This is a genomic window from Prescottella equi (assembly GCF_020171745.1).
In the GTDB taxonomy this organism is placed as follows: domain Bacteria; phylum Actinomycetota; class Actinomycetes; order Mycobacteriales; family Mycobacteriaceae; genus Prescottella; species Prescottella equi_A.
Genome location: NZ_JAIVAH010000004.1, coordinates 181,810 through 203,455, shown reverse-complemented (window position 1 = coordinate 203,455; position 21,646 = coordinate 181,810). Strand labels below are relative to the sequence as shown.

Here is a 21,646-nt window from a genome sequence, read left to right as displayed (position 1 = left end):
CGGGGGTGCGATCGAATCAGGCAAACCGGGAATGTTGCCGAACGGGCGTTCGGGTCTCATCGCCTTCTCGATTCCTCCCCTGGACAGACCGGATCGGAGTTAAATAGATTCGAACAGGCGCAAGGGATTTCGACAGGAGTCAGTACGGCAGAGCCCAGTCCACCGCCTACCCGCTCCGGTCTGGTTGCCGTCTGCGGGTGGCAGATCGTTTCGGGGTGTGCGATGAACGAAGCAGCCTTGGGAGTCCACGCGAACGGGAGCAAGCCCGCCGTGACTCGACCGGAATCGTCCGAACCGATCGACGACGACTCGGGTGGCGGTGACGCCGCCCCAGGCGTCGACGTCACCCGTGCCGGCGTCGCACTACCGTCGCTGCTCGCGGTCGTCCGCCTGACGCCGCCGCAGGCCGCACAACTGGTCGCGGACCTCGTCGACCAGGTCGAACTCGCAGGTACACGCCGGGGCAGACCGGTGACGCTGCGGGGCGACGCCGTCACGGTGTCCGACGGCGGGCGGCTCACGATCGACGGTGTCGCCTCCCGTATCGAGCCGGACGACGGGCTCGTCGGCCTGATCCGGAGTGTCGCGACCAACTGTCGCGGTTCGGGCTTCGGTGATCTTCTGCGTGAATCAGTCTCCGGCGCAACGGATCCGGAAGAGCTGATTCGTCGGGTTCGTCGGGTGATCGATCCCGAGCTCGACCCCGTCGGCGAGGCCCGACGACGACGCCGGATCGGTGACCTCGTCAGGGCGACGACCGTCCGGCCCGCACCGGGCGACCAGGCCGTGGAGGAGCAACGCGATCGGTCCGAGGTACGGAACGGTCCGTCCGTGCCGGCCGGATCGCTCGTGACGAGCACCGGTTGGTATCCGCCGGTGCGGAGCCCCTGGCACAGTCGTCGGCGCCGCCCGTCCCGACGTCAGGGCCTGTACGCCGTACTCGCCCTCGTCGTTCTCGCCGGATCGGCGGTGGCGGCTCCACGCGCCTGGGATCAGTTGAGCCGGGGCTGGGATGCCTTGGTCCATCCGGTGAACACCTCGTCCGCGCAGAACCGCATCGAGCCGGTGTCGCCGCCGCCGCCCGCACCCGAGGACCCGGCCGCCGCGGGCGGCGTCGCACCGGCGCCGGTCGATACCGGTGCCCCCGCCTCCGCGGGCCAGATCACCGGGGTCACAGCAAGTTTCGCCGACGGTTCGTGCAGCCCCGGCAAGCCGTGCGCGGTACGGGTGGATGTCCGCCTCGACCCGTCGGCGGCCGGTGCGGTCACCTGGAAGCTGAACGTCTACGACCGCTGCACCGGGGAGGTGCGCGAGGGCGGTGACGTCACCATCCCGGCCGAGCAGGGGCGGGACGGTGTGTACGGCCTGAGCCGGACCACGCTGCCGAACAGTCCCGCACTCGCCGTCGCGGCGATCACGAGCGCCCCGGCGGTCGCCGCGTCGGCGCCGCTGTACGTGCCCGCCGAGAACGCGGTCTGCCGATGAGTGGCGACGGCGGCCGGGTTCGGGGACACGATCGGGAGTCCGACCCCTGGATCGTCGGGGCGGCGATCGTTCTCGCGGTCCTCGGTCTGCTCAATCTGGTATCGATCGGCTTCACGTCGCAGGCGATCCGCCATGCGTTCTTCACCGTGATCGGACTCGGGTTGATGTGGGTCGTCTCGCGCATGCGGGTGAACAATCTGGCCCGGTTCGGGTGGGTGACGCTCGGGGTCTCGGTCGTGATGCTGGCGGCCGTGCCGCTCGTCGGCGTCGCGGTCAAGGGCGCGCAGCGGTGGCTGGACTTCGGCCTGTTCACCGTGCAGCCGTCGGAGATCGCCAAGCTCGGTCTGGTCATGGTGTCGGCGACCATCCTGGCCGGCGGCTACACGTTCGGTCGGTTGACGGCGGCGTTGGCGATCGCGGGCGGCGTCGTCGCGCTCGTCGCGCTGCAGCCCGACCTGTCGAGTGCCGTGGTGCTCGTCGCGATCGCGCTGTTGATGCTGGTCCTGGCCCGGGTGCCGGCGGCGCCGCTGATGCCGCTGTTCGCACTGGGGATCGCCGCGCTGCCCATCGCCGTGCTCTTCCTCCGCCCGTACCAACTCGAACGGATCCAGACGTTCATCTCGAGCGATGCCGATCCGAGCGGTTCGGGCTGGGCGTCGATGCAGGCCGACATCGCGATCGGCAGCGGCGGTCTGTGGGGCCTGGCGCGAGACCCCATCTACGACCTCAGGGCGGCATACCTTCCCGAGGCCGAGCACGACCTCGCGTTCGCGAGCGTCGTGTACGGGTGGGGACTGTTCGCCGGTATCGCCGTCATCGCGGCCAGCCTGGTGATCACGTGGCGGGCCGCGCTCGCCGCGCGCCGCGCCCGGACCCGGGAAGCCGCGCTCGTGGCCGCGGGTATCGGCGGGCTGTTCGGGATCCACGCCGTGCTGTCGATCGGGGCGAGCCTGTCGGTGCTGCCCCAGACCGGAATGCCGCTCCCGATGTTCAGCTACGGCGGTACCGTCGCGGTCGTCGGATTCGTCGCCATCGGGCTCGTGCTCGCTGTGCGCCGCGACGGTGTCGGGCGGCCGCTGTGGGCGCAGCCGTCGACGCGGCGCGGGCGGCCGCGGGGTGTCACGGCGGGCTCGCTCGCCGTCACCGCGCTGCTGGTGGCGATGTCGGTGTTCGCGTGGCAACTGCAGAGCGGCCGCGGTCCGGAGCTGCGCGCGCTGAGCGATACCCAGATGACCCGGTGCATCCGACTGCCCGCCGAACGCGGCGAGATCCTCGACCGGAACGGCGTGCCGCTGGCGACCAACGTGCCGGAGTACTCCATCTCGGTGGTCAGCCGAATGTTCGACGAGGACGACACCGGGGAGCGCATCATGCTGGCCGGGCTGCTCGGTGAACCGGACGCCGAGCTGGCGAAGACCCTGGGGGACAGCGGCGACGGGGAGATGCAGGCCGTCGTCGGCCGGGTTCCCCCCGAGCAGGCGCGTCGGATCATCGACGCGAAGCTGCCCGGGGTGCTCGTCGTGCCGTCCGGAAAGCGGCACTACCCGTACGGTGCCACGCTCGCCTCCGTCCTCGGCTACGTCGGCGTCGGTGATCCGCAGGACATGGAGCGCTGGCCGCAGCTCGCCCTGGGGTCGCGGGTGGGCCGGGCGGGTCTCGAGAAGCAGTACGACGCGCTGCTCCGCGGCACCGACGGCAGGCAGTGCGTCTACGTCGATCCCGCCGGCAACCTCGTCGGACCCGCCGAGCGCGTCGACCCGGTGCCGGGTCACGACCTGCGGCTGCACCTGGACATCGGTCTGCAGACGCTGGCGACGGACGCGCTGGCCCAGGCGGTCCGCAGCAGCGGAGGTGACCTCGGCGCGGCGGTGGTGATGGACGCGCGCACCGGTGGGGTGCTCGCGCTCGCCAGCGTGCCCGGGTACGACAACAACGTCTACGGTCCCCCCGTCGACGCCGTTGCGCTGGCCGCGCAGACCGAGGGGGCCGGGCCCGGCAAGATGCTCAACCACGCCTACCAGACCGCCGCGCCGCCCGGCTCCACATTCAAGATCGTCGTGGCGTCGGCGAACCAGGAGGATCAGGTCCTGGACCCGGAGCAGGTGATCGAGACCGGCGCCGCCTACAGCTACGGCGGGCACACGTTCGCGAACTGGCAACCGATGGGGCCCAACAAACTGTTGGGCGCGATCCAGTGGTCGGACAACGTGTACTTCTACAAGCTCGGTGAACTGCTCGGCCCCGAGCGGATGGCGAGGACCGCCTCCGAGCTCGGCGTCGGCAGCCGATCCGGGATCGATCTGCCCGGCGAGTCCGCGGGCTTCCTCGGCACCCCGGAGAACGTCGGCGACATCGGTGGCACCTGGTATCCCGGCTCGACGCTGTTGATGGGCATCGGGCAGGGCACCGTGATCGCAACCCCGATCCAGGTGGCGCGGTGGACGTCCGGCATCGCCACCGGCGCGCTCGTCACCCCTCAGATCGCCGCGGCCGACGCGACCGGCGACGGCGCCCCGATTCCGACGGGGGAGCCGCAGCGGCTTCCGTTCGCCGACAAGCTCGGTCCCGTCCGTGCCGGGATGCGGGCGTCGGCCTCCGCCGGCACCGCCGGTCAGCTCGCCACCCTGCCGGTGACCGCCGGCGCCAAGACCGGCACGGCGGAGGATCCGTCGGCGCCGGGCGGCCTCAACGCCTGGTTCTCCGCCGTAGTGCCCTTCGAGTCCCCCGAAATCGTTGTGACAGCGCTGGTTCGCGGCGGTGGATTCGGTTCGGCGACATCCGGTCCCGTGGTCAAGGCCATCCTCGAGCGCTACCTCGCGGAGCGGCCGGGTCCCCTGCCTGCTCCCGCGCCGGCTCCGGAGCCCGGTCGGTGATCAGCTGTCGCCGATGATCCCGGAACACAGATGATCCCCCGCAGCAGATCGGATGCTGCGGGGGATCAAGGGGAACCGAGATCAGCCGCTGTATGCGGCGACGACCTCCGGGTGATCCAGGCAGGCGGTGGCGCCCTCGGCGACGCACGTGAGCGGGCGCTCGGCGGTCTTCACCGGGAGGCCGAACGACTCTTCGAACAGCTGGGACAGCCCGCGGAGCATCGCGCCGCCCCCGATCATCAGGACACCCTCGGACATCACGTCGCTGATCGCCTGCGGCGGAAGGTCTTCCAGGCAGGCGGTGAGCGTCTGCACGATGCCGGTCGTGGTCGGCCGCAATGCCTCCACGATCTCCTCGATGTCGAGGGAGATCAGCCGGGCACGGCCCGTGACGGCGTCCAGTCCCTCCACCACGAGTGACTGGTCGTCGGCGGTGTCGGGGGCGCCCATCTTCGCGCGCTCCGCGGTGAGCTCACCGACGATGATCTGGTGCTCCTCGCGCAGGTAGTGGTGCAGCGCCTCGGTCAGTTCCTCGCCCGCGAGTTGGCAACTGCGGTGCGAGATCACGCCGCCGAAGCTGATGGCGGTGACCTCCGAGACGCCGCCACCGACGCTCACGATGAGGTGGGCGCGGGGTTCGAGCGGGTTGACCCCGCATCCGAGAGCGCCCGCCACCGGTTCCGGGATCAGACCGACCTTGCGCAGGCCGGCCTCGTGCCCGACCTCGAGCAGCGCCCGGCGTTCGAGCGGGGTGGCCCCGGCGGGAGCCGAGAAGACGGCCGTCTGCCGCCGACCGTATCGGCGGTTCGGGGCGACCTGCTCGATGACGGCCGTGACGAATGCCCGGGCCGATTCCAGGTCCACGATCACGCCGTCGCGCATGGGCCGAACCTGTGTGATGCCGGCCGGGGTGCGGCCGACGAGATTGCGCGCATCCTGGCCGATCGCGAGAGCTCTGTGCGGATCTTTGTTCCGCACCAGCATGAAAGACGGTTCGTTCAGGACGATTCCGCCGTCGAGGGTTCCGACGACAGTATTGGTAGTTCCGAGATCGATGCCAAGTCCACGCACGTCGGCCTCCCGAAGGGAATCGAACGAGATGGGTTAGATGCTACGCACACCGTGGAGGTTCATGGCCGGTTTCCGAGGCAGCGCTCGGAGCGATTGGCGTCGTACGCGACAGCGCCCGCGGAAGCTGACTCCCGCGGGCGCTGCGTCGAACATGTGAGCGTGTCTAGATGGTCCGTGCCAGGCGATTCGCGAGCATTTTCGCGAAGTGTGCCGGGTCTTCCAGCTCGCCACCTTCAGCGAGAAGCGCGGTGCCGTAGAGCAATTCGGCGGTCTCGGCGAGACTCGGATCGTCGCCGCGCTCGGCGTGCGCGGCGCGCAGACCCTCGACCAGCGGGTGCGTCGGGTTGAGTTCGAGGATCCGCTTGAAGTGCGGGACCTCCTGGCCCGACGCCCGGTACATCCGCTCGAGCGACGGTGTCATGCCGAACTCGTCGCCGACGATGCAGGCGGGGGAGTCGGTCAGGCGGGTCGACAGGCGCACCTGCTTGACCTGATCCTCGAGGGTCGAGGTGAGCCAGCCGAGGACGTCGGCGAACTGCTTGTCCTGCTCCTCGCGCTTGGCCTCGGCGTCCTTCTTCTCCTCCTCGGTGTCGAGGTCCACCTCGCCCTTCGCGATCGACTGCAGCGGCTTGCCGTCGAACTCGGGGACCGACGTCACCCACATCTCGTCGACCGGGTCGGTCAGCAGCAGCACCTCGAGGCCGCGGGCGCGGAACGCCTCCATGTGCGGCGACGCCTCGAGCTGCTGGCGGGACTCGCCGGTGAGGTAGTAGATCTGCTCCTGGCCGTCCTTCATCCGCTCGACGTACTGCGCCAAGGTGGTCTGTTCGTCCTCGCTGTGCGTCGACGGGAACGACGAGATCTCCAGCAGGGTGTCGCGGTTGTCGAAGTCCGAGAGCAGACCCTCCTTGAGGACCCGGCCGAACTGCGACCACACGGTGCGGTACTTCTCCCGGGCCGCCTCGTCCTCGGACGAGAGCATGTCCTTGATCGTGGTGAGGACCTTCTTGGTGAGCCGGCGCCGAATCGCCCGGATCTGCCGATCCTGCTGCAGGATTTCGCGAGAGACGTTGAGCGACAGGTCCTGCGCGTCCACGACACCGGTGACGAAGCGCAGGTACTCGGGCATGAGTTCCTGGCAGTCGTCCATGATGAACACCCGCTTGACGTACAGGTGGATGCCGGCACGGTGCTCGCGGGAGAACAGGTCGAACGGCGCGTGCGTCGGAATGAACAGCAACGCCTGGTACTCGAAGGTGCCCTCGGCCTTCATCGGGATGACCTCGAGCGGGTCGTCCCACGAGTGGCTGACGTGCTTGTAGAACTCGTTGTACTCCTCGTCGGAGACCTCGCTGCGCGGCCGGGCCCACAGTGCCTTCATCGAGTTGAGGGTCTCGGTCTCGGTCACCGTCTCGGCGGCAGTGTTCTCGTCGGACTCGTCGGACTCGTCGTCGGTCTTCGGGGCCGGCCGCTCGACCTGCATCCGGACCGGGTACGCGATGAAATCCGAGTAGCGCTTGACGATCTCGCGGAGCTTGCGCTCGGACGCGTAGTCGTACAGATGGTCCTCTACGTCCTCGGGCTTGAGGTGCAGCGTCACCGACGTGCCCTGCGGCGCGTCGTCGACGGTCTCGATCGTGTAGGTGGCGTCGCCGCTGGACTCCCACCGCGTCCCGTGCTTCTCGCCGGCCTTACGGGTGAGCAGCGTGACCTTGTCGGCGACCATGAACGTCGAGTAGAAGCCGATGCCGAACTGGCCGATCAACTCTTCGGAGGCCGCCGCGTCCTTCGCCTCACGCAGCTTGCGGCGCAGCTCGGCGGTGCCCGACTTGGCGAGGGTGCCGATCAGGTCGATCACCTCGTCGCGGGACATGCCGATACCGTTGTCGCGCACCGTCAGCGTGCGGGCGTCGGCGTCCACCTCGAGCTCGATGTGCAGATCCGAGGTGTCCGCCTCGAGATCCTTGTCGCGGTAGGCCTCCAGCTTGAGCTTGTCGAGCGCGTCGGACGCATTCGAGACGAGCTCGCGGAGGAAGGTGTCCTTGTTGGAGTACACCGAGTGGATCATCAGATCCAGAATCTGGCGAGTCTCCGTCTGGAACTCGCGCTGTTCGATACCCGTGGTCATTCGTGGTCCCCTTCGACAGCAGAACGTTCGACGCAGATGGTAGCGGCTGAGCGGCCCGCCCACGCCCGCACGAGCCGGTTGTTCGCGTGACGCGAACGTTACGCTCGCCCGCTGGTCGGAGTGGCTTTCCGACGGCGCCGTGCGACGTATCTTGGAATCGTGCGCGGTGCTGTGCGGACCGACGCGGGGATCGGCAGGTCGAGTCTTCCCGAGGAGCTGGACAGCTTCGTGGGACGGCAGAGCGAGGTGGCCGAGACCCGGCGGCTGCTGTCCGAGTCGCGTCTGGTGACGCTCACCGGCCCCGGTGGTGTGGGCAAGACCCGGCTCGCGCTCCGGGTGGGCCGCGAATCGCGGAAGGTGTTCACCGGCGGCACCTGGTTCGTCGAGTTGGGGGACCTGCGCGACCCCGACCTGCTGTGGCAGACGGTGACGGACGTCCTCGGTCTGCAGGACTGGTCGGCACGTCCCCCGGAGGCCGTGCTCGTCGAGCACCTCGCGGACGGCCGCGCACTGCTGATCCTCGACAACTGCGAGCACCTCGTCGACGCCGTCGCGAACTTCTCAGACACGCTGCTCCGCGCGTGCCCGGGGTTGTCGATGCTGGCGACGAGTCGGGAGCCGCTCGGTATCGGCGGTGAGGCCGTCGTGCGGGTGCCGCCGCTGACGGTGGCGGGGGATTCGGCGGGGTCCGGTTCGGACGAGCAGATGTCCGATGCGGTCCTCCTGTTCGAGGAGCGGGCGCGCGCCGCAGTACCCGATTTCCGCGTCACCGACGAGAACCGGTCGGTGGTCGAGGAGATCTGTGCGCGGCTCGAGGGGTTGCCGCTGCCGATCGAGTTGGCGGCCGCCCGCCTGCGCGCGCTGTCCGTGGAGCAGATCCGGGACCGGCTGAGTGACCGTTTCCGGTTGCTGACGCTCGGCGGGCGCACCAGTCCGGGCCGGCAGCAGACCCTGCGGATGAGTATCGATTGGAGCTACGACCTGTGCACGGATCCGGAACGGCGGCTGTGGGCCTGCCTGTCGGTGTTCGCGGGCGGCTTCGATCTCGAGACGGCCGAGAGCGTGCTGCACGACGACGCCGGACCGGTGGACGTCCTCGACGTCGTGACCGCGCTGGTGGACAAGTCGATACTGGGGCGCGACGAGGCCGGCGCGGCCGGGGTGCCCGCCCGATACCGGATGCTCGACACCATCCGTGAGTACGGACAGGAGAAGTTGGACGCCTTCGGCTGGACGGACATCGTGCGGCGTCGGCATCTGGACTGGTTCGAGCGACTCGTCCTGCGCGCCAAGGCCGACTGGATCGGTCCCCGGCAGGTCCAGTGGGCCGCTGCTGTGGACGTCGAGCAGTCGAATCTCCGCGAGGCGATCGAGTTCGCTCTGGCGGAGGCCGATTCGGCTGCGGCGCTGCGGATCACGGCCGCGCTGTACCCGGCGTGGATCGTGCGGGGCAGGTTCAACGAGGGCCGCTACTGGTTGGGTCGGTCGCTGGACAGCGAAGATGGGCCGATCGACGATCGGATCGAGGCGCTGTGCGTGAACAGCATGCTCGCTGCGCTGCAGCAGGACATCGTCGCGGCAACAGTGTTGGCGGACAGGGCGCGTCGCCTGGCGGAGGAATCACCAGACGAGGTTTCGGTTGCGCGGGCGGAGGCGGCAGTGGCCTATGCCGCAGTCACTCGGGGCGACCTGGAACCGGCGCAGGCGGGACTGGGGCGGGCCATCGCGGAGTTCCGCGCCGGCGACGATCTCTACGACCTCGTGCCGGCGCTCTACTGGCAGGGTTATGTGATCGACATCCTGGGGGATCCCGCGAATGCGTCCGCGCATTACGACGAGGCGCTCGCGCTCACGGAAGCCCACGGCGAGATCATGTGGCGCGCGATGATCATGTCCGACTACGGGTCGGCGATCTGGCGGCACGGGGATCACGAGCGTGGTGTGGCGATGCTCGAGGGGGCGCTTCCCCTTCTGCGGGCACTGGACAATCAGTTCGGCGGGGCCTGGTGTTTCGAACAGCTCGCCTGGACCGCGGTCGAGGAGGATCCGGAACGGGCAGCGGTGTTCCTCGGCGCCGCCGAGGTGCTGTTCACCGCGACGGGCAGTCCCATCGAGACGTTCCAGCCGTTGGTGGCCTACCACGAGCAGTGCGTCCGCCGGGCCCGCGAGGCGCTCGGCGACGGCGCCTTCGACGCGGCCCGGCAGCGCGGCGTGGACATGAACACCGAGGAGGTCATCGCGTATGCGCTCGGGGAACAGCCACTGGGCGTCCCGGAGTCGGCCACCGACAGCGCGCACAGCCTGACCCGCCGCGAGATGCAGGTGGCCGAACTCGTCGCGGAGGGCATGACCAACCGGGCGATCGCCGAGCGGCTCGTGATCGCCCCGCGAACCGTGGAGGGCCACGTCGACCACATCCTCGCCAAACTCGGGTTCACGTCCCGCACACAGGTGGCGGCGTGGATGGTCGCGCAGCGAGGGGGAGCCCGCTGATCGGTCGTGTTCGGGTACCCGTGTCAGGGGAGCAGGATCGGCTCCTCGATCCGGCAGAAGCTGTGGCACAGCGCGGTCACGACGCGTTGTCCGGTCTCGGAGTCGAACCACCGGTCGACGTGCGCCCAGTGGTAGGGGTGCGCCATGTACGGGCCGGTCAGTCCGTCGAGGCTCGCGTACTCCTGCTCCCACACGTGCGTCCACCGGGCCGAGCCCGACGCGTCGTGCACGCGGCTGAGCTGCGACGCACCGATCGAGCTGATGTAGTCCGGCATGGCGGCGGTCTCGATTTCGAACTGCCGCAACAACTCCGGGTCCGTCGACGGATCGACCGCGACCAGCAGCGTCCGGTATACGGTCGGCCGTGCGTCGTGCTTCGCGGGCCGGGCCGTCCCGGTGTGGGTGACCGAATCCACGTGCTCCACCGCCGCCGTCCACAGCCGTCGTTCGACGTCGTTCTGTGCTGCGCGCCAATCGGATTCGACGTCGAACCGGAACCGTGCGATGGCGTCACCGGCGGCGATGCCGCCCGGTAGCGTGGGCCGGATCAGGACGCTGTGCGCGTGCGGCGCGACGTCGGACGCGAGGCCCGAAAGCACTGTCTCTCTTTCAGATTCGTCGATGCCGTCGCCGAACCGGATCAGCTTGGTGACCTCAAACACCGGCCACCGCCGCGAGATCCTCGACCGCGCAGGACGTGCTGCGGGTGCGGCTGATCAGCCAGTCGTCGGCGTCGGCCCACCACCGCGCGACGTCCGGGTCGCGACCGGCGGCCCATCGCTGCTGCCACCATGCGTCCGCTCCCGGGACCGTCCACGTGACGGTCACGGTGTTCGACTGGTCGTCGAGCCACACCGGCGGACTGACGAGGGCGCGTTCGAGCGTGAGGCCGCGGCTCTCCGCGCCCGGTGCGTACCGCTCGAGATAGGCAGAGAGAAAGGCGCGGGCCCGGCCGGGCCGGACCACCATCTCGTCGACGATGTAGACGGTGGCCTCCGCCGTGTGCGTCATCGGGCTCCTCTCACCACAGCAACTCGACGCCGACGCTAGGTGTGGCGTGTGAGACATCGCCACGGCCGATTCCATGCAGCGGGAGGTCCGACGCCCGGAAAGGGACCGCGGCGCGGTAGCGTTTCCAGAACGGACATGGAGGTGACACCGATGACTCGGGTCTTTCTCGTCGACGATCACGAGATCGTGCGGCGCGGACTGGTGGATCTACTCGGCAGCGCGCCCGACCTCACCGTGGTCGGCGAGGCCGCGTCGGTCGGCGAGGCGATGGCCCGGATCCCGTCCAGCGGCGCCGACGTGGCTGTCCTCGACGTCCGACTGCCCGACGGCAACGGCGTCGAACTGTGCCGTGACCTGCGCACCGTGCTCCCCGACCTGCGCTGCCTCATGCTCACGTCGTTCGCCGACGACGAGGCGTTGTTCGACGCCGTCATGGCCGGCGCATCCGGGTTCGTGCTCAAGCAGATCCTCGGCACCGACCTGATCTCGGCCGTGCGGACCGTCGGCGCCGGCGGATCGCTGCTCGACAGCCGCGCCACCGCCGCGCTGATGCAGCGCATGCGCTCCGAGCGCACCGCCGACCCGCTCGCCGAACTGTCCGATCAGGAGCGGGCTGTCTTCGACCTCATCGGCCAGGGCCTGACCAACCGCGAGATCGCCGAGCGGCTGTTCCTCGCCGAGAAGACGATCAAGAACTACGTCTCGCGCCTACTCGCCAAGCTCGGCATGCAGCGACGCACCCAGGCCGCGGTCCTCGCTACGGAGCTGCGGAACAACCGGCGGAGCTAGGCGCGGAGCAACGATGTGGGGCCGCTAAAGCTGGGCGCTCCGCGTAAGCCGACAGGGCCGGGACGATGGCGTCAGCTGAGACGCAATTCGCGCGACTTCGATGTCGCGGCGGTCGTGCAGGCTCATCCATAACCGTTCGCTGATCAAGAAGTGCTGCGCCAGTCGTGGGGCACCACGTGGAGATGCGGCGCTTACCGTGCACGACCTCGTTGATGCTGCGTGGTGGAACTTCGATCGCGACCGCTAGGTGCTCTGCGGTATTCCGAGCGGTTTGATGTCCTCCTGGTCGAGGATCTCGACCGGTGCGGCAGGGATCGGGACCCTACCCGCGCACCGCCCCCTTACTGCTGTGATGACCGAACCTTAGTTCACAGCCGAGCTTCAAACCCGCAAGCCTCAGATTGAGTGTGATTCGGAGGACGTCAGACAGGTACTCACGGAGCGTGAGCGCTAGCAGGAGTGGCTGACGTCGAACTGCTTAAAATAGCTAACATTTCAGGTGCTTGGATGCTGTCGGGTATCGGCTGTTTGAATGACATCATTGAGCCATTCGAGTGGGGTGCTCGATGCTAGTGTGGCGCGCGAACCATTCCGCCAGGGCGTGGTTAACCGCCCGGATGCGTACGGACAGGGAGTGCCATGGAGAACTCGACGGTGTTGGCACGGTTCGCCGGTTTGGCGTACTTTGGCGCGGCGGCAAGTTTCGTGATGATGTTCGTTAGCGCTGTGGGCTATTTGTTCACCGACAAGTGGCTCGTAATGACTGGAGCGAACTGGTTCTTCCTATCAGTTTTCATGCTGGCCGGCGGGATTGCATTTAGCATCGCTGCATCACAGTTCAGGAAGTCAGAGGCGCGGGCAGCGAGTGAAGCCGCCGAGAGGGAACGCGAAGAAGATCGACAGCGGCGAGCTGCTGAGGATTATGCGAAGAGTCAAGAGGACCTCCTCGCGACCGTAACGCGGTCGAATCAGAGTGCATCGCAAGCTCTTGATCGCCTTCCGGTCCACCTGGAGGAAGCCGCGAACCTTCTGGGTCAGGCTGAGGTCGATTGGGAAGAGCGTGTCTACAACCCATTCTGGGCTTCAGTCGAAGGCTGTGCTGTGAAGTTGACTGATTTCGAAAAGGACGTGGAGCTAATCCACTCGTTGGCTCGGCAGTACCAGAGTGCTGCCAGTGCATATGACCGGCCAGTTCCGCCGTTCGTGGTCTCGTCAGTATCGGTCGACGCGATGGATGCCTACAAGAAGATCTACGACACCCTTGCCAAGAACACGCGCCGAGCTCTGGGCGACATTGAATTCGCAAGTATCTACGAAAACTGGCACGGAAACCGAATTATGGCAGCAGGCTTCAGTGATCTGCGTACGGCAGTAAACCAAATGTCCATCAACATCTCCAGTCGGATCTCTTCCTTGAACGCCAGTCTGGGGAGTATGTCCCAAGAGATTGGTTCGTTGGCGGGCGCGGTGAACAATCAATCTGCTGTTCTGCGTGGCCACGTCTCGGCGGCCGCATCGCAGAACGCTGAGTTGGTTCGTGTGGCCAAACAGTCCGTCAGTCATGAGAAGGACATCGCAAATCGTCTGTGGAATATCGAGCACGGTCATAAGCCGATGGTCTGATCTCTTACAGTTGTGATGGCTCGAATGCGCTTCATCGCCACACTCCAAGCCGAACTGAATGCTGCCGAAGTCTTGAAGAGGTGCGGATCCACTGCCTCTCTCGCTGCAGCCAGCGGTGTTGACGGCCGCCCGGACCTGTGTAATCCGACGCAAGTGCCGATGGTGTAGCGGTGCCCATCGAAGGGTGACTTTCTCCCTGATGCGATACCAGGCATCGGTCGACGAATTGCCTTGTTGGGCACGTATTTGCCTACCGCAGCGGCACCCGCCACGTCAGTTCGGTGCCGCAGCTGACTCCGGGCAGCAGAGTGAAGGTGCCACCGCACTGCTCGGCGCGTCGGGCCAGGTTGTCCAGGCCGCTGCGCCGCGTGGTCTCGGGCACCCCGACGCCGTCGTCGCAGATCCGGATGGTGAGTCGGTCGGCCGCGTCGATCACGACGTCGATCGTCGTGGCGCCGGCGTGCCGGAGCGCGTTGCTCAGCCCCTCTCGCAGCACCGCCTCGGCGTGTGGGTGGATCCGTGACGGCACCAGCGTGTCGATCGCGCCGGTGAACTGGACGTTCGGCACCAGTTCGGAGCGGGTCGTCAGGTCGCCGATCGCGTCGAGCAGCCGTCGGCGCAGACTCGTTTCGGCCTGGTCGCCGGTGGTCTGCAGATCGAAGATCGTGGTGCGGATCTCGTGGATCATCCGGTCCAGCTGGGACACCGACTGGACGATGGTGCCGGCCGTGGCCTCGGGAAGCGGCGACTTGGTGTCGAGCAGCAGACTCTGCAGGCTCATCCCGGTCGCGAACAACTGCTGGATGACGTTGTCGTGCAGGTCGCGGGCGATGCGGTCCCGGTCGGCGAGGACATCGAGCTGGCGTCGGCGCTGCTGCTGATCGGCGAACTCGACCGCGAGCGCCGTCGAATCGGCCATCGATCCGAGCCGGGTGATCTCGTCGGCGGCCCAACTCGCGGTACCCGCACGCGTCACCACCAGCATTCCGGCGACGCCCGACGTCGTCGACAGCGGTAGCGCGGCGATCCGCACCGGCTCGTCGGTGCCGAACGGTCCGATCCGGTCGTGCTCGTCGAGCAGCGCCGGGCGCCGCCCGCGGACCACGGACATCAGGTCGGTCTCGGACAGGTCGACGTGGCTGCCGGGCCGGGGCCCGCCGTCGGACGACGCCGCCTCGATGGTCGCGTCGTCGTCGTGCTCGACGACCATGACGTACGCCCCGCTGGCCGAGCACAGGTCGCGGGTGCGGGTCACCAGCAGATCGAGCGCCTCGTCGATGGAGCCGCCGGACAGCAGGCGCGCGTTCGCCGACCGGAGTGCGGTCACCCAGCGCTCCCGGGTACGGGATTCCTCGAACAGGTGCGCGTTGTCGATCGCGACGCCCGCCGAGGTGGCCAGCGCGTCGAGGATCGTCTCGTCCTCGTCGGTGAACTCGGGTCCGGTGCGCTTCTCGGTGAGGTAGATGCTGCCGAACACCTGGCCGCGCACGATGATCGGCATGCCCAGGAAGCTGTCCATCGGCGGATGGTTCGGTGGGAAGCCGACCGACGCCGGGTGCGCGCCCAGGTGCGAGACGCGGACCGGACGGGGGTGCTCCATCAGCAGCCCCAGGAGTCCGTGGCCCTCCGGGAGGTGACCCATCCGGGCCCGCTGCTCGGTGCTGATGCCCTCGTACACGAACTCCGACAGCCCGCCGTCCGGATCGCGGACGCCGAGCGCGCCGTAGCGGGCGTCGAGCAGCGTCGTCGCCGCCTGCACGATGCGTTGCAGGATCGAGTCGAGTTCCAGCCCCGCGCCGACGACGAGGACAGCTTCGAGCAGTTCCCGCAGCCGGGCCGGTGTCGCGACGCTCTCGACGAGGCGACTGCGCATGTCGGCGAGGAGCTCCTCCAGGTTGTCGAACTCCCCGAGGTCCCAGTTGCCGCTCTCCACCATGCACGCAGCATAGGCGCCCGAAATTCTTCCGAAAATTTGGTCGTGTCCGGGTGTAACACGTTGCAGTGGGCGCCCGATGTAGGGGGTGAAGTGCACGGGAGCCGGATCGTGGTGGCCCGCTCCCGCCTTTGACTGTCCGGCGTCGATCCTCGGGGGAGGGGGTCGGCGCCGGACTTCCTTTTGTAGAGCCGAATGTGCAGCTCTCCGATCTCGATCTGATTGAAGCCGGCCGTGAGGGGTCCTGACAGGGTCTGCCGCCGACGGGTGTCGCGCCGTAGCGTGAAGTGGGTGAGCGTTCGTGGCGCCCGGAACCGCGCGGGCCTCGATGGTGCGCTCCGAAGGATAGGAAGGAGCGGAGCCGCATGATCTTGAACGAGGCATACACACTGACGGGTGGGGTCCAGATCCCCAAGCTGGGTTTGGGTACCTGGTTCATCGACGACGACAAAGCTGCTCGCGCGGTGAAGGACGCTGTCGCGATCGGATACCGCAACATCGACACCGCGCAGGCCTACGGCAACGAGCGTGGAGTCGGCGAAGGAGTCCGCACCTGCGGCGTCGCGCGTGACGAACTGTTCGTGTCCACCAAGCTGGCCGCCGAGATCAAGAACTACGACGGGGCGGTCGCCGCCATCGAAGGTTCGCTTGCCGCCCTGGGGCTCGATTACATCGATCTGATGCTGATCCACAGCCCGCAGCCGTGGGACGATTTCCGGGGCGGTGACTACGCCGAGGGCAACCGCGAGGCCTGGCGGGCCCTCGAAGACGCCTTCAACGCGGGCAAGCTTCGCTCCATCGGGGTGTCCAACTTCGAGCAGCAGGATCTCGAGAACGTCCTCGAAGTCTGTACCGTTGCACCGCACGTGAACCAGTTGCTGGTCCACGCGGGCAACACCCCGACCGAACTCCTCGCCTACTGCGAAAGCAATTCCATTCTCGTGGAATCGTATTCGCCGATCGCTCATGGCAGGATCCTGAAGAACCCGGAGGTCGCAGCGATGGCCGATCGGTACTCGGTGACGGTGCCACAGCTGTGTATCCGCTACACCGTACAGCTGGGAACCGTGTCGCTGCCCAAGACGGCCAATCCGGAGCACATGCGCAGCAACGCCGAGGTGGACTTCGTCATTTCCGGCGAGGACATGGACACCCTGCGTGGCATGCGCGCCCGAGACTACGGCGAGGACAGCGTTTTTCCGGTCTACAGCGGCAAGTAGTAGTCCTCACACGACCTCCCATGCCGTGGTGGCGACCGTACCCTGAACTCGTACCTGTCGCCGCCACCGCCAAAGGGCCGGACGCGAGATCGCGTTTGCCGGATATCGACGCGGCCCGTGGGTTAGGTGTATTTGCGGCTGCTGAGCCAGCGCACCATCTCGGGGTCGCGGTGGTCGAAGAACAGCGAGGCGCCCGCATCCAGCTCGGCGATGCGCGCCATGTCCTCGTCACTGAGGGCGAAGTCGAAGATGTCGAAATTCTCCGCCATGCGTTCGGGGCGGACAGACTTCGGGATCACGACGACGCCGCGTTCGGTGAGCCAGCGCAGCACGACCTGGGCCACAGACTTGCCGTGGGCGTCGGCGATCGCGGTCAGGGTGGGGTCGGTGAACAGGTTGTTGCGGCCCTCGGCGAAGGGCCCCCACGACTGGATCTGCACACCGAGCGCGGTCATCTGCTGCTGGTAATCGCTCCGCTGGAAGAACGGGTGTGTCTCGATCTGATTGACCGCAGGAGCGATCTCGTTGTGCTCGATGAGATCGACCAGCCGATCGGGGTAGAAGTTTGCGACCCCGATCGCCCGGATCAGTCCCTGACGGTGCAGGTCCTGCATCGCCCGCCATTCCCCGTAGTAATCGCCGAAGGGCTGGTGGATCAGATACAGATCCAGGTAATCCAGGCCGAGACGGTTCAGGGAGGCGTCGAAGGATCGTTTAGTGGCATCCTCGGCGGCGCCGTCGCGCGAGTCCTGGATCCACAACTTCGTGGTGACGAACAGCTCCTCACGCGCGACGCCGGAGGCCGCGATTGCACGGCCGACCGCTTCTTCGTTGCCGTAGCTGACTGCGGTGTCCAACAGTCGGTAGCCGGCGGCGATGGCGTCGGTGACGACGCGCACGGTGTCGGCGTCCGGGATCTGGAAGACGCCGAAGCCCAGGATCGGCATCTCGATGCCGTTGTCGAGGGTCACGGTCTGCATGATGGTGCTCCCTTCGAAGAACGCGGTTGTTCTCGATCCAGTGTTCCGGCTCTGGGGAGCACACGGGGTCCCGTTCGAACAACCCACGCTCGACCGTGGACCCCCGGACCCCGGTGGCGGGCGAGCGTCAAACCACCAGATCGTCGAGAGCGAACGGCGGCGTACCGACCCCGGTGACGCGGAAGTGCCCCCACGGGTCACGCTCGGTGAGCGTGGCGTCCACGGCGGGGCCGGCGCCGATCCGCAGCGTCGGGACGCCGGCGTCGGGCCGGTTCAGGTGGGCGACGCGTTCGTCGCCGCGGACCTGCCCGTACCAGTGGTAGCGCCCGTCGATGGGATCCAGGTGGCCGGCCAGATGGACGTCGACGTCGAGTGACAGGCCTGCGCCGTCGAGCACGGCCGGTCCGCGGTAGTCCTCCTCGTCGCGTTCGGACGGCGAACCGAGATCGAATGCGTCGAGGTCGGGGTGACGCATCCGCCGCCAGTACGACACGCTCGAACCCGGCCACGCCGCGCGGTTGCGTCCGGACCGGTCGAGGTACCAGCTGTCGCAGCCACCCGAGTTCCACACCGAGCCTTCGAGTTTCTCGTGTATCCGACGGTTGAAGTCGCGTTGCGTCCCGGCCCGGACCTCGATGCGGGTGGCGTCGCGTGCCTTCATCGCCCGCAGGCATTCGACGATGTAGCGGGCCTGGGCCTCGATCATGAACACGATGGACTGGTTCCCGCCGCCGGAGTTGGGTCCCATCATCAGGAAGAAGTTCGGGAATCCGCTCACCGCGACGCCGAGGTACGCCTCCATGCCGTCGCGCCACGCCTCCTGGATGGTCAGCCCGCCGCGCCCGGCGATGTGTTCGTTCTCGAACCGGTCCGCGAGGTCGAAGCCGGTGCCGAAGACCACGACGTCCGCAGGGTGGTCGACGCCGTCGACGGTCCGGATGCCGGACGCGGTGAACTCGGCGATCTCGGCCGTCACCAGGTCCACGCTGTCGCGCTGCAACGCCGGGTAGTAGTTGCTGGACACCAGGATCCGCTTGCAGCCGATCGTGTAGTCCGGCGTCAGCGTCGCGCGCAGGTCCGGATCGGGCACCTGGCGTCGGAGCAGGCCGCGGGCGGCCCGCTCGAGGACGGTCATCAGGCGGGGGTGCATGAAGCCGGCGATCAGCGACTCGTGACTCCAGTAGATCGCGCCGCGATACGCCTTCTGCACGCCCGGCACCGTGCGGAACAGGCGCTTCTCGGTGGGCGTGATGGGGCGGTCCATCTTGGGCAGGATCCAGTGCGCGGTGCGCTGGAAGACGTCCACGTGCGCAGCCTGCTTCGCGACCTCGGGAACGAACTGCACCGCGCTCGCCCCGGTGCCGATCACCGCGACACGCTTGCCGGTCAGATCGACGGTGTGATCCCACTCCGCCGAGTGGAAGGCCTTGCCCGCGAACCGCTCCCGGCCGGCGAAGGCCGGAATGCTGGGCTTGTGCAGCGGGCCGGGCCCGGCCACCACGACGCGTGGCCGGTACACCGCGCCGGACGCGGTGCGCAGCGTCCACCGGTCGTCGGTCTCGTCGAAGTCGTAGCTCACCACCGCGGCGTCGTAGCGGATGTGCGGGGCCAGCCCGTAGTCGTCGACGATGCGCCGGATGTAGTCGAGGATCTCGGGCTGGCGCGCATACATTCGCGTCCACCGCCGGTTCGGCGCGAACGAGAACGAGTACATCAGCGACATCACGTCGCACCCGCAGCCCGGATACGTGTTCTCGCGCCACGTACCGCCCACCTCCGACGCCTTCTCCAGGACGACGAAGTCGTCGAACCCGGCCTCCTGCAGCCGGATCGCCATGCACAGGCCGGAGAACCCGGTGCCGACGACCACGACGTCCGGGGCGGCGGTGACGGTCACAGGAACCCGGCTCGGCGCCACAGCGCGCGCGACGTGCGGCGCATCATCCCGGTGTCCTCGAGGAACGCGGCGAGATCGGCGAAGCCGCGACGCTGGTTCTCGCGGAAGCACGGGTTCGCCCGCGCCTGCCGCCGGGCCTCCCGCGGATCGAGGCCGGCCCGCTTGTACATGGCGGGATTCGTGAACAGGCGCTCGAGCAGTACCCCGCCGAGTCCTTGCGCGGTGCCGACCCAGACCTTCTCGAGGCGGTGGGTCTCGGCGATCCGGCGCCGCACGCCCGCGCGGGCGAACTGGATGTGGCGGGCCTCTTCCGTGACGTGGATCCGCATCAGCCGGGAGATCAGGGGCTGCAATTCCGGATCGTCGACCACGCGACGCTGGGTGGCGTCGAAGATCTCCTCGCCGATCAACGCGGCAACCCACAGCATGGTGCCGCGAAAGGTCTTGGGCAGCACGTTGACCGCGGCCGCCTGGTACCACCGCAACTGGAAGGGCTTGGCCCCCATCCGCTCGATCGTGCGGCCGAACATCGCCATGTGCCGGCACTCGTCGCCCATCTCGGTGAGCGTGTACCGGGTGTGCAGGGAGCCCGGGTCGTTGTGCAGCAGGTGCCGCAGCAGCGCCTGGTTGAGGATGTTCTCGAACCAGATGCCCACGCTGAGGATGTTCGCGGCCTCCTGGCGGGACAGTTCGATCCGCTGCGGTTCGGTCATCGACTCCCACAGCGGGGTGCCGTAGAGCGAGAGCACGTCCGGCGGGAGGAAGTACTTGCCGTCCTCGAGCGGCGCGTCCCAGTCCATGTCGACGACCGGGGCGTACGAGCGTTTGACCGAACCCCGGAGCAGTCTGTCCGCGAACGCTTCCCGATCGGGCGCGCCTACCGTGCGTGTCATGATCGTCCCTCCTCGGAGGACCCCCGCCGGGTGCGGTGGGGGTGGGAACGAGCGCCGCGTCCACGCGGCGTGGTGTTGCCGGTGTCACATCGAACGTAAGCGTGTCCGGCGCGAACGTCAATGGTGTCTGTGATCCAGTGGCACACTTATCGACGAGATTTGAACCGGCCGGTAGGTGTCGTCGGCGCTACACTCCCGCGAATGAGATCCCGCGCACAAGATCTGAGCCCCGTGGCGATTCGCGAACGAATCCTCGACGCCGCAGAGGCCTGCCTGGTCGAGTCCGGTTACAGCTCGCGACTGCACGCGGTGATCGCCGAACGCGCCGGGCTGTCCCGGCCGACGGTCTACAAGTACGTGGGCGACCAGTCCGAGATCTTCGAGGCGCTGTTCCAGCGGGAGATCACCCGGTTCTTCACGCTGCTGGCACCCGTGCTGCGGGACAGCGACCGGCTCGACACCGGACTCACCGACTGCGTCGTCTTCGCCGTCGGCTATGCGCGCCGGCACATGTTGCTGCAGAAGGGTCTTCGCGACGATCCGGCCGTCGTGCTGCCGTGGTTCACGGTGCTGGCCCGACCGTTCGTCGAGCGCGGCACCGACTACCTCGCACCGGTGTTCGAACGATTGATGACCGCCGAGCAGCTGACGTCGATCGATCCGCGGGCGGTGTGCGAGTGGGCGTTCCGGCTGGTGGCCTCGCTCATCACGACGGGCGGCGTCGTCGACACGTCGAGCGATGCCGCGCTGCGCGAGTTCGTGTCCGGACTGCTGTCGATCGGCGTCGTCCCGGCCCCCGCCGCCCAGCTGGTGTGACTGCTTCGCCGGTGTGACTACTTCGCGACGGTGAGGAGGAACGCCACGTCCTCGAGCGCCTCGACGCTGTGCCGCGCCGCGGGAATGATGAGCAGGTCGCCCGTCGACCCCTTCCACGAGTCCTCACCGCAGATCAGCGCGAGCTTGCCGCTGAGCACCAGGAGCGTCGCCTCCCCGGGGCTGTCGTGTTCGGCCAGCGACTTCCCGGCGCCCAGCGCGATGACGGTCTGGCGCAGGTGGCGTTGGTGACCGCCGAACACGGTCTGCGAGCTGCGTCCGCTCGACGACGTGGCCGCCAGCTTGAGCTGCTGGCGGGCGAGTGCGGTCAGCGAGGTCTTGTCCATCAAAGGTCACTCCCGGTGACTGCAGGGACGGTGGTTCCCGCAGTATGACCCACCGCGCGGCGAAAGGTCCGGCTATCGGCCTAACGGTTC

Annotated in this window: 16 protein-coding genes; 7 read left to right on the top strand and 9 right to left on the bottom strand. The window is 67.8% G+C overall.

Translation table 11 applies throughout. The features are described from left to right. Positions 1-270: 270 nt before the first annotated feature. Together LCL87_RS02285 and LCL87_RS02280 are read left to right on the top strand one after the other, a co-directional pair. Positions 271-1,485, top strand: coding sequence for a hypothetical protein (locus LCL87_RS02285; RefSeq protein WP_225016225.1), 1,215 nt, complete (start codon positions 271-273; stop codon positions 1,483-1,485). Further along, positions 1,482-4,358, top strand: coding sequence for an FtsW/RodA/SpoVE family cell cycle protein (locus LCL87_RS02280; RefSeq protein ID WP_225016223.1), 2,877 nt, complete (start codon positions 1,482-1,484; stop codon positions 4,356-4,358). Before LCL87_RS02285 ends, LCL87_RS02280 begins: the two co-directional genes overlap by 4 nt. A gap of 81 nt (positions 4,359-4,439) precedes the next feature. On the opposite strand, the gene LCL87_RS02275 is transcribed toward LCL87_RS02280, so the two are convergent. Next, the gene (locus LCL87_RS02275; RefSeq protein ID WP_225016221.1) at positions 4,440-5,429 is read right to left on the bottom strand and encodes a rod shape-determining protein; all 990 of its coding nucleotides are present in this window, start codon (positions 5,427-5,429) and stop codon (positions 4,440-4,442) included. A 163-nt stretch (positions 5,430-5,592) separates the two neighbouring features. Beyond that, positions 5,593-7,557: a molecular chaperone HtpG gene (gene htpG / locus LCL87_RS02270; protein WP_225016219.1), complete on the bottom strand. Its 1,965-nt coding sequence runs from the start codon at positions 7,555-7,557 to the stop codon at positions 5,593-5,595. 159 nt (positions 7,558-7,716) lie between these two features. Between htpG and LCL87_RS02265 the strand changes: the two genes are divergently transcribed. Continuing rightward, positions 7,717-10,050 (top strand): LuxR C-terminal-related transcriptional regulator, encoded by a 2,334-nt coding sequence (locus LCL87_RS02265; protein ID WP_225016218.1) that lies wholly within the window; start codon positions 7,717-7,719, stop codon positions 10,048-10,050. A 23-nt stretch (positions 10,051-10,073) separates the two neighbouring features. On the opposite strand, the gene LCL87_RS02260 is transcribed toward LCL87_RS02265, so the two are convergent. Then, the gene (locus tag LCL87_RS02260; protein WP_225016215.1) at positions 10,074-10,712 is read right to left on the bottom strand and encodes a Dabb family protein; all 639 of its coding nucleotides are present in this window, start codon (positions 10,710-10,712) and stop codon (positions 10,074-10,076) included. Then, positions 10,705-11,061, bottom strand: a complete 357-nt coding sequence (locus LCL87_RS02255) for a hypothetical protein (protein ID WP_225016213.1) — start codon at positions 11,059-11,061, stop codon at positions 10,705-10,707. The genes LCL87_RS02260 and LCL87_RS02255 overlap by 8 nt, the downstream gene beginning before the upstream one ends. Positions 11,062-11,211: 150 nt before the next feature. Here LCL87_RS02255 and LCL87_RS02250 point away from each other — a divergent pair, with 150 nt between their 5' ends. Together LCL87_RS02250 and LCL87_RS02245 are read left to right on the top strand one after the other, a co-directional pair. Then, positions 11,212-11,850, top strand: coding sequence for a response regulator transcription factor (locus tag LCL87_RS02250; RefSeq protein ID WP_225016212.1), 639 nt, complete (start codon positions 11,212-11,214; stop codon positions 11,848-11,850). 639 nt (positions 11,851-12,489) lie between these two features. After that, positions 12,490-13,473 carry a hypothetical protein gene (locus LCL87_RS02245; RefSeq protein ID WP_225016210.1) on the top strand — a complete coding sequence of 328 codons (984 nt, stop codon included), beginning with the start codon at positions 12,490-12,492 and terminating at the stop codon, positions 13,471-13,473. 250 nt (positions 13,474-13,723) lie between these two features. Here LCL87_RS02245 and LCL87_RS02240 read toward each other — a convergent pair whose 3' ends face one another. Further along, positions 13,724-15,409, bottom strand: a complete 1,686-nt coding sequence (locus tag LCL87_RS02240; RefSeq protein ID WP_225016208.1) for a GAF domain-containing protein — start codon at positions 15,407-15,409, stop codon at positions 13,724-13,726. Between the two features lie 362 nt (positions 15,410-15,771). Here LCL87_RS02240 and LCL87_RS02235 point away from each other — a divergent pair, with 362 nt between their 5' ends. Then, positions 15,772-16,626 carry an aldo/keto reductase family protein gene (locus LCL87_RS02235; protein WP_225016680.1) on the top strand — a complete coding sequence of 285 codons (855 nt, stop codon included), beginning with the start codon at positions 15,772-15,774 and terminating at the stop codon, positions 16,624-16,626. A 122-nt stretch (positions 16,627-16,748) separates the two neighbouring features. Here LCL87_RS02235 and LCL87_RS02230 read toward each other — a convergent pair whose 3' ends face one another. From LCL87_RS02230 to LCL87_RS02220, 3 genes are all read right to left on the bottom strand, one after another. After that, complete coding sequence (locus tag LCL87_RS02230; RefSeq protein ID WP_225016206.1) at positions 16,749-17,606, bottom strand: aldo/keto reductase; 858 nt, start codon at positions 17,604-17,606, stop codon at positions 16,749-16,751. A gap of 127 nt (positions 17,607-17,733) precedes the next feature. Further along, on the bottom strand, positions 17,734-19,503 hold the full coding sequence (locus tag LCL87_RS02225; RefSeq protein WP_225016204.1) for a DUF4873 domain-containing protein: 1,770 nt from the start codon (positions 19,501-19,503) through the stop codon (positions 17,734-17,736). Then, on the bottom strand, positions 19,500-20,396 hold the full coding sequence (locus LCL87_RS02220) for an AurF N-oxygenase family protein (protein WP_225016202.1): 897 nt from the start codon (positions 20,394-20,396) through the stop codon (positions 19,500-19,502). The genes LCL87_RS02225 and LCL87_RS02220 overlap by 4 nt, the downstream gene beginning before the upstream one ends. Positions 20,397-20,597: 201 nt before the next feature. On the opposite strand from LCL87_RS02220, the gene LCL87_RS02215 reads away from it, so the two are divergent. Continuing rightward, positions 20,598-21,212 (top strand): TetR/AcrR family transcriptional regulator, encoded by a 615-nt coding sequence (locus LCL87_RS02215; protein WP_225016200.1) that lies wholly within the window; start codon positions 20,598-20,600, stop codon positions 21,210-21,212. Positions 21,213-21,229: 17 nt separating this feature from the next. On the opposite strand, the gene LCL87_RS02210 is transcribed toward LCL87_RS02215, so the two are convergent. Then, positions 21,230-21,556 carry a cupin domain-containing protein gene (locus tag LCL87_RS02210; protein ID WP_225016198.1) on the bottom strand — a complete coding sequence of 109 codons (327 nt, stop codon included), beginning with the start codon at positions 21,554-21,556 and terminating at the stop codon, positions 21,230-21,232. Between the last annotated feature and the right edge of the window lie 90 nt (positions 21,557-21,646).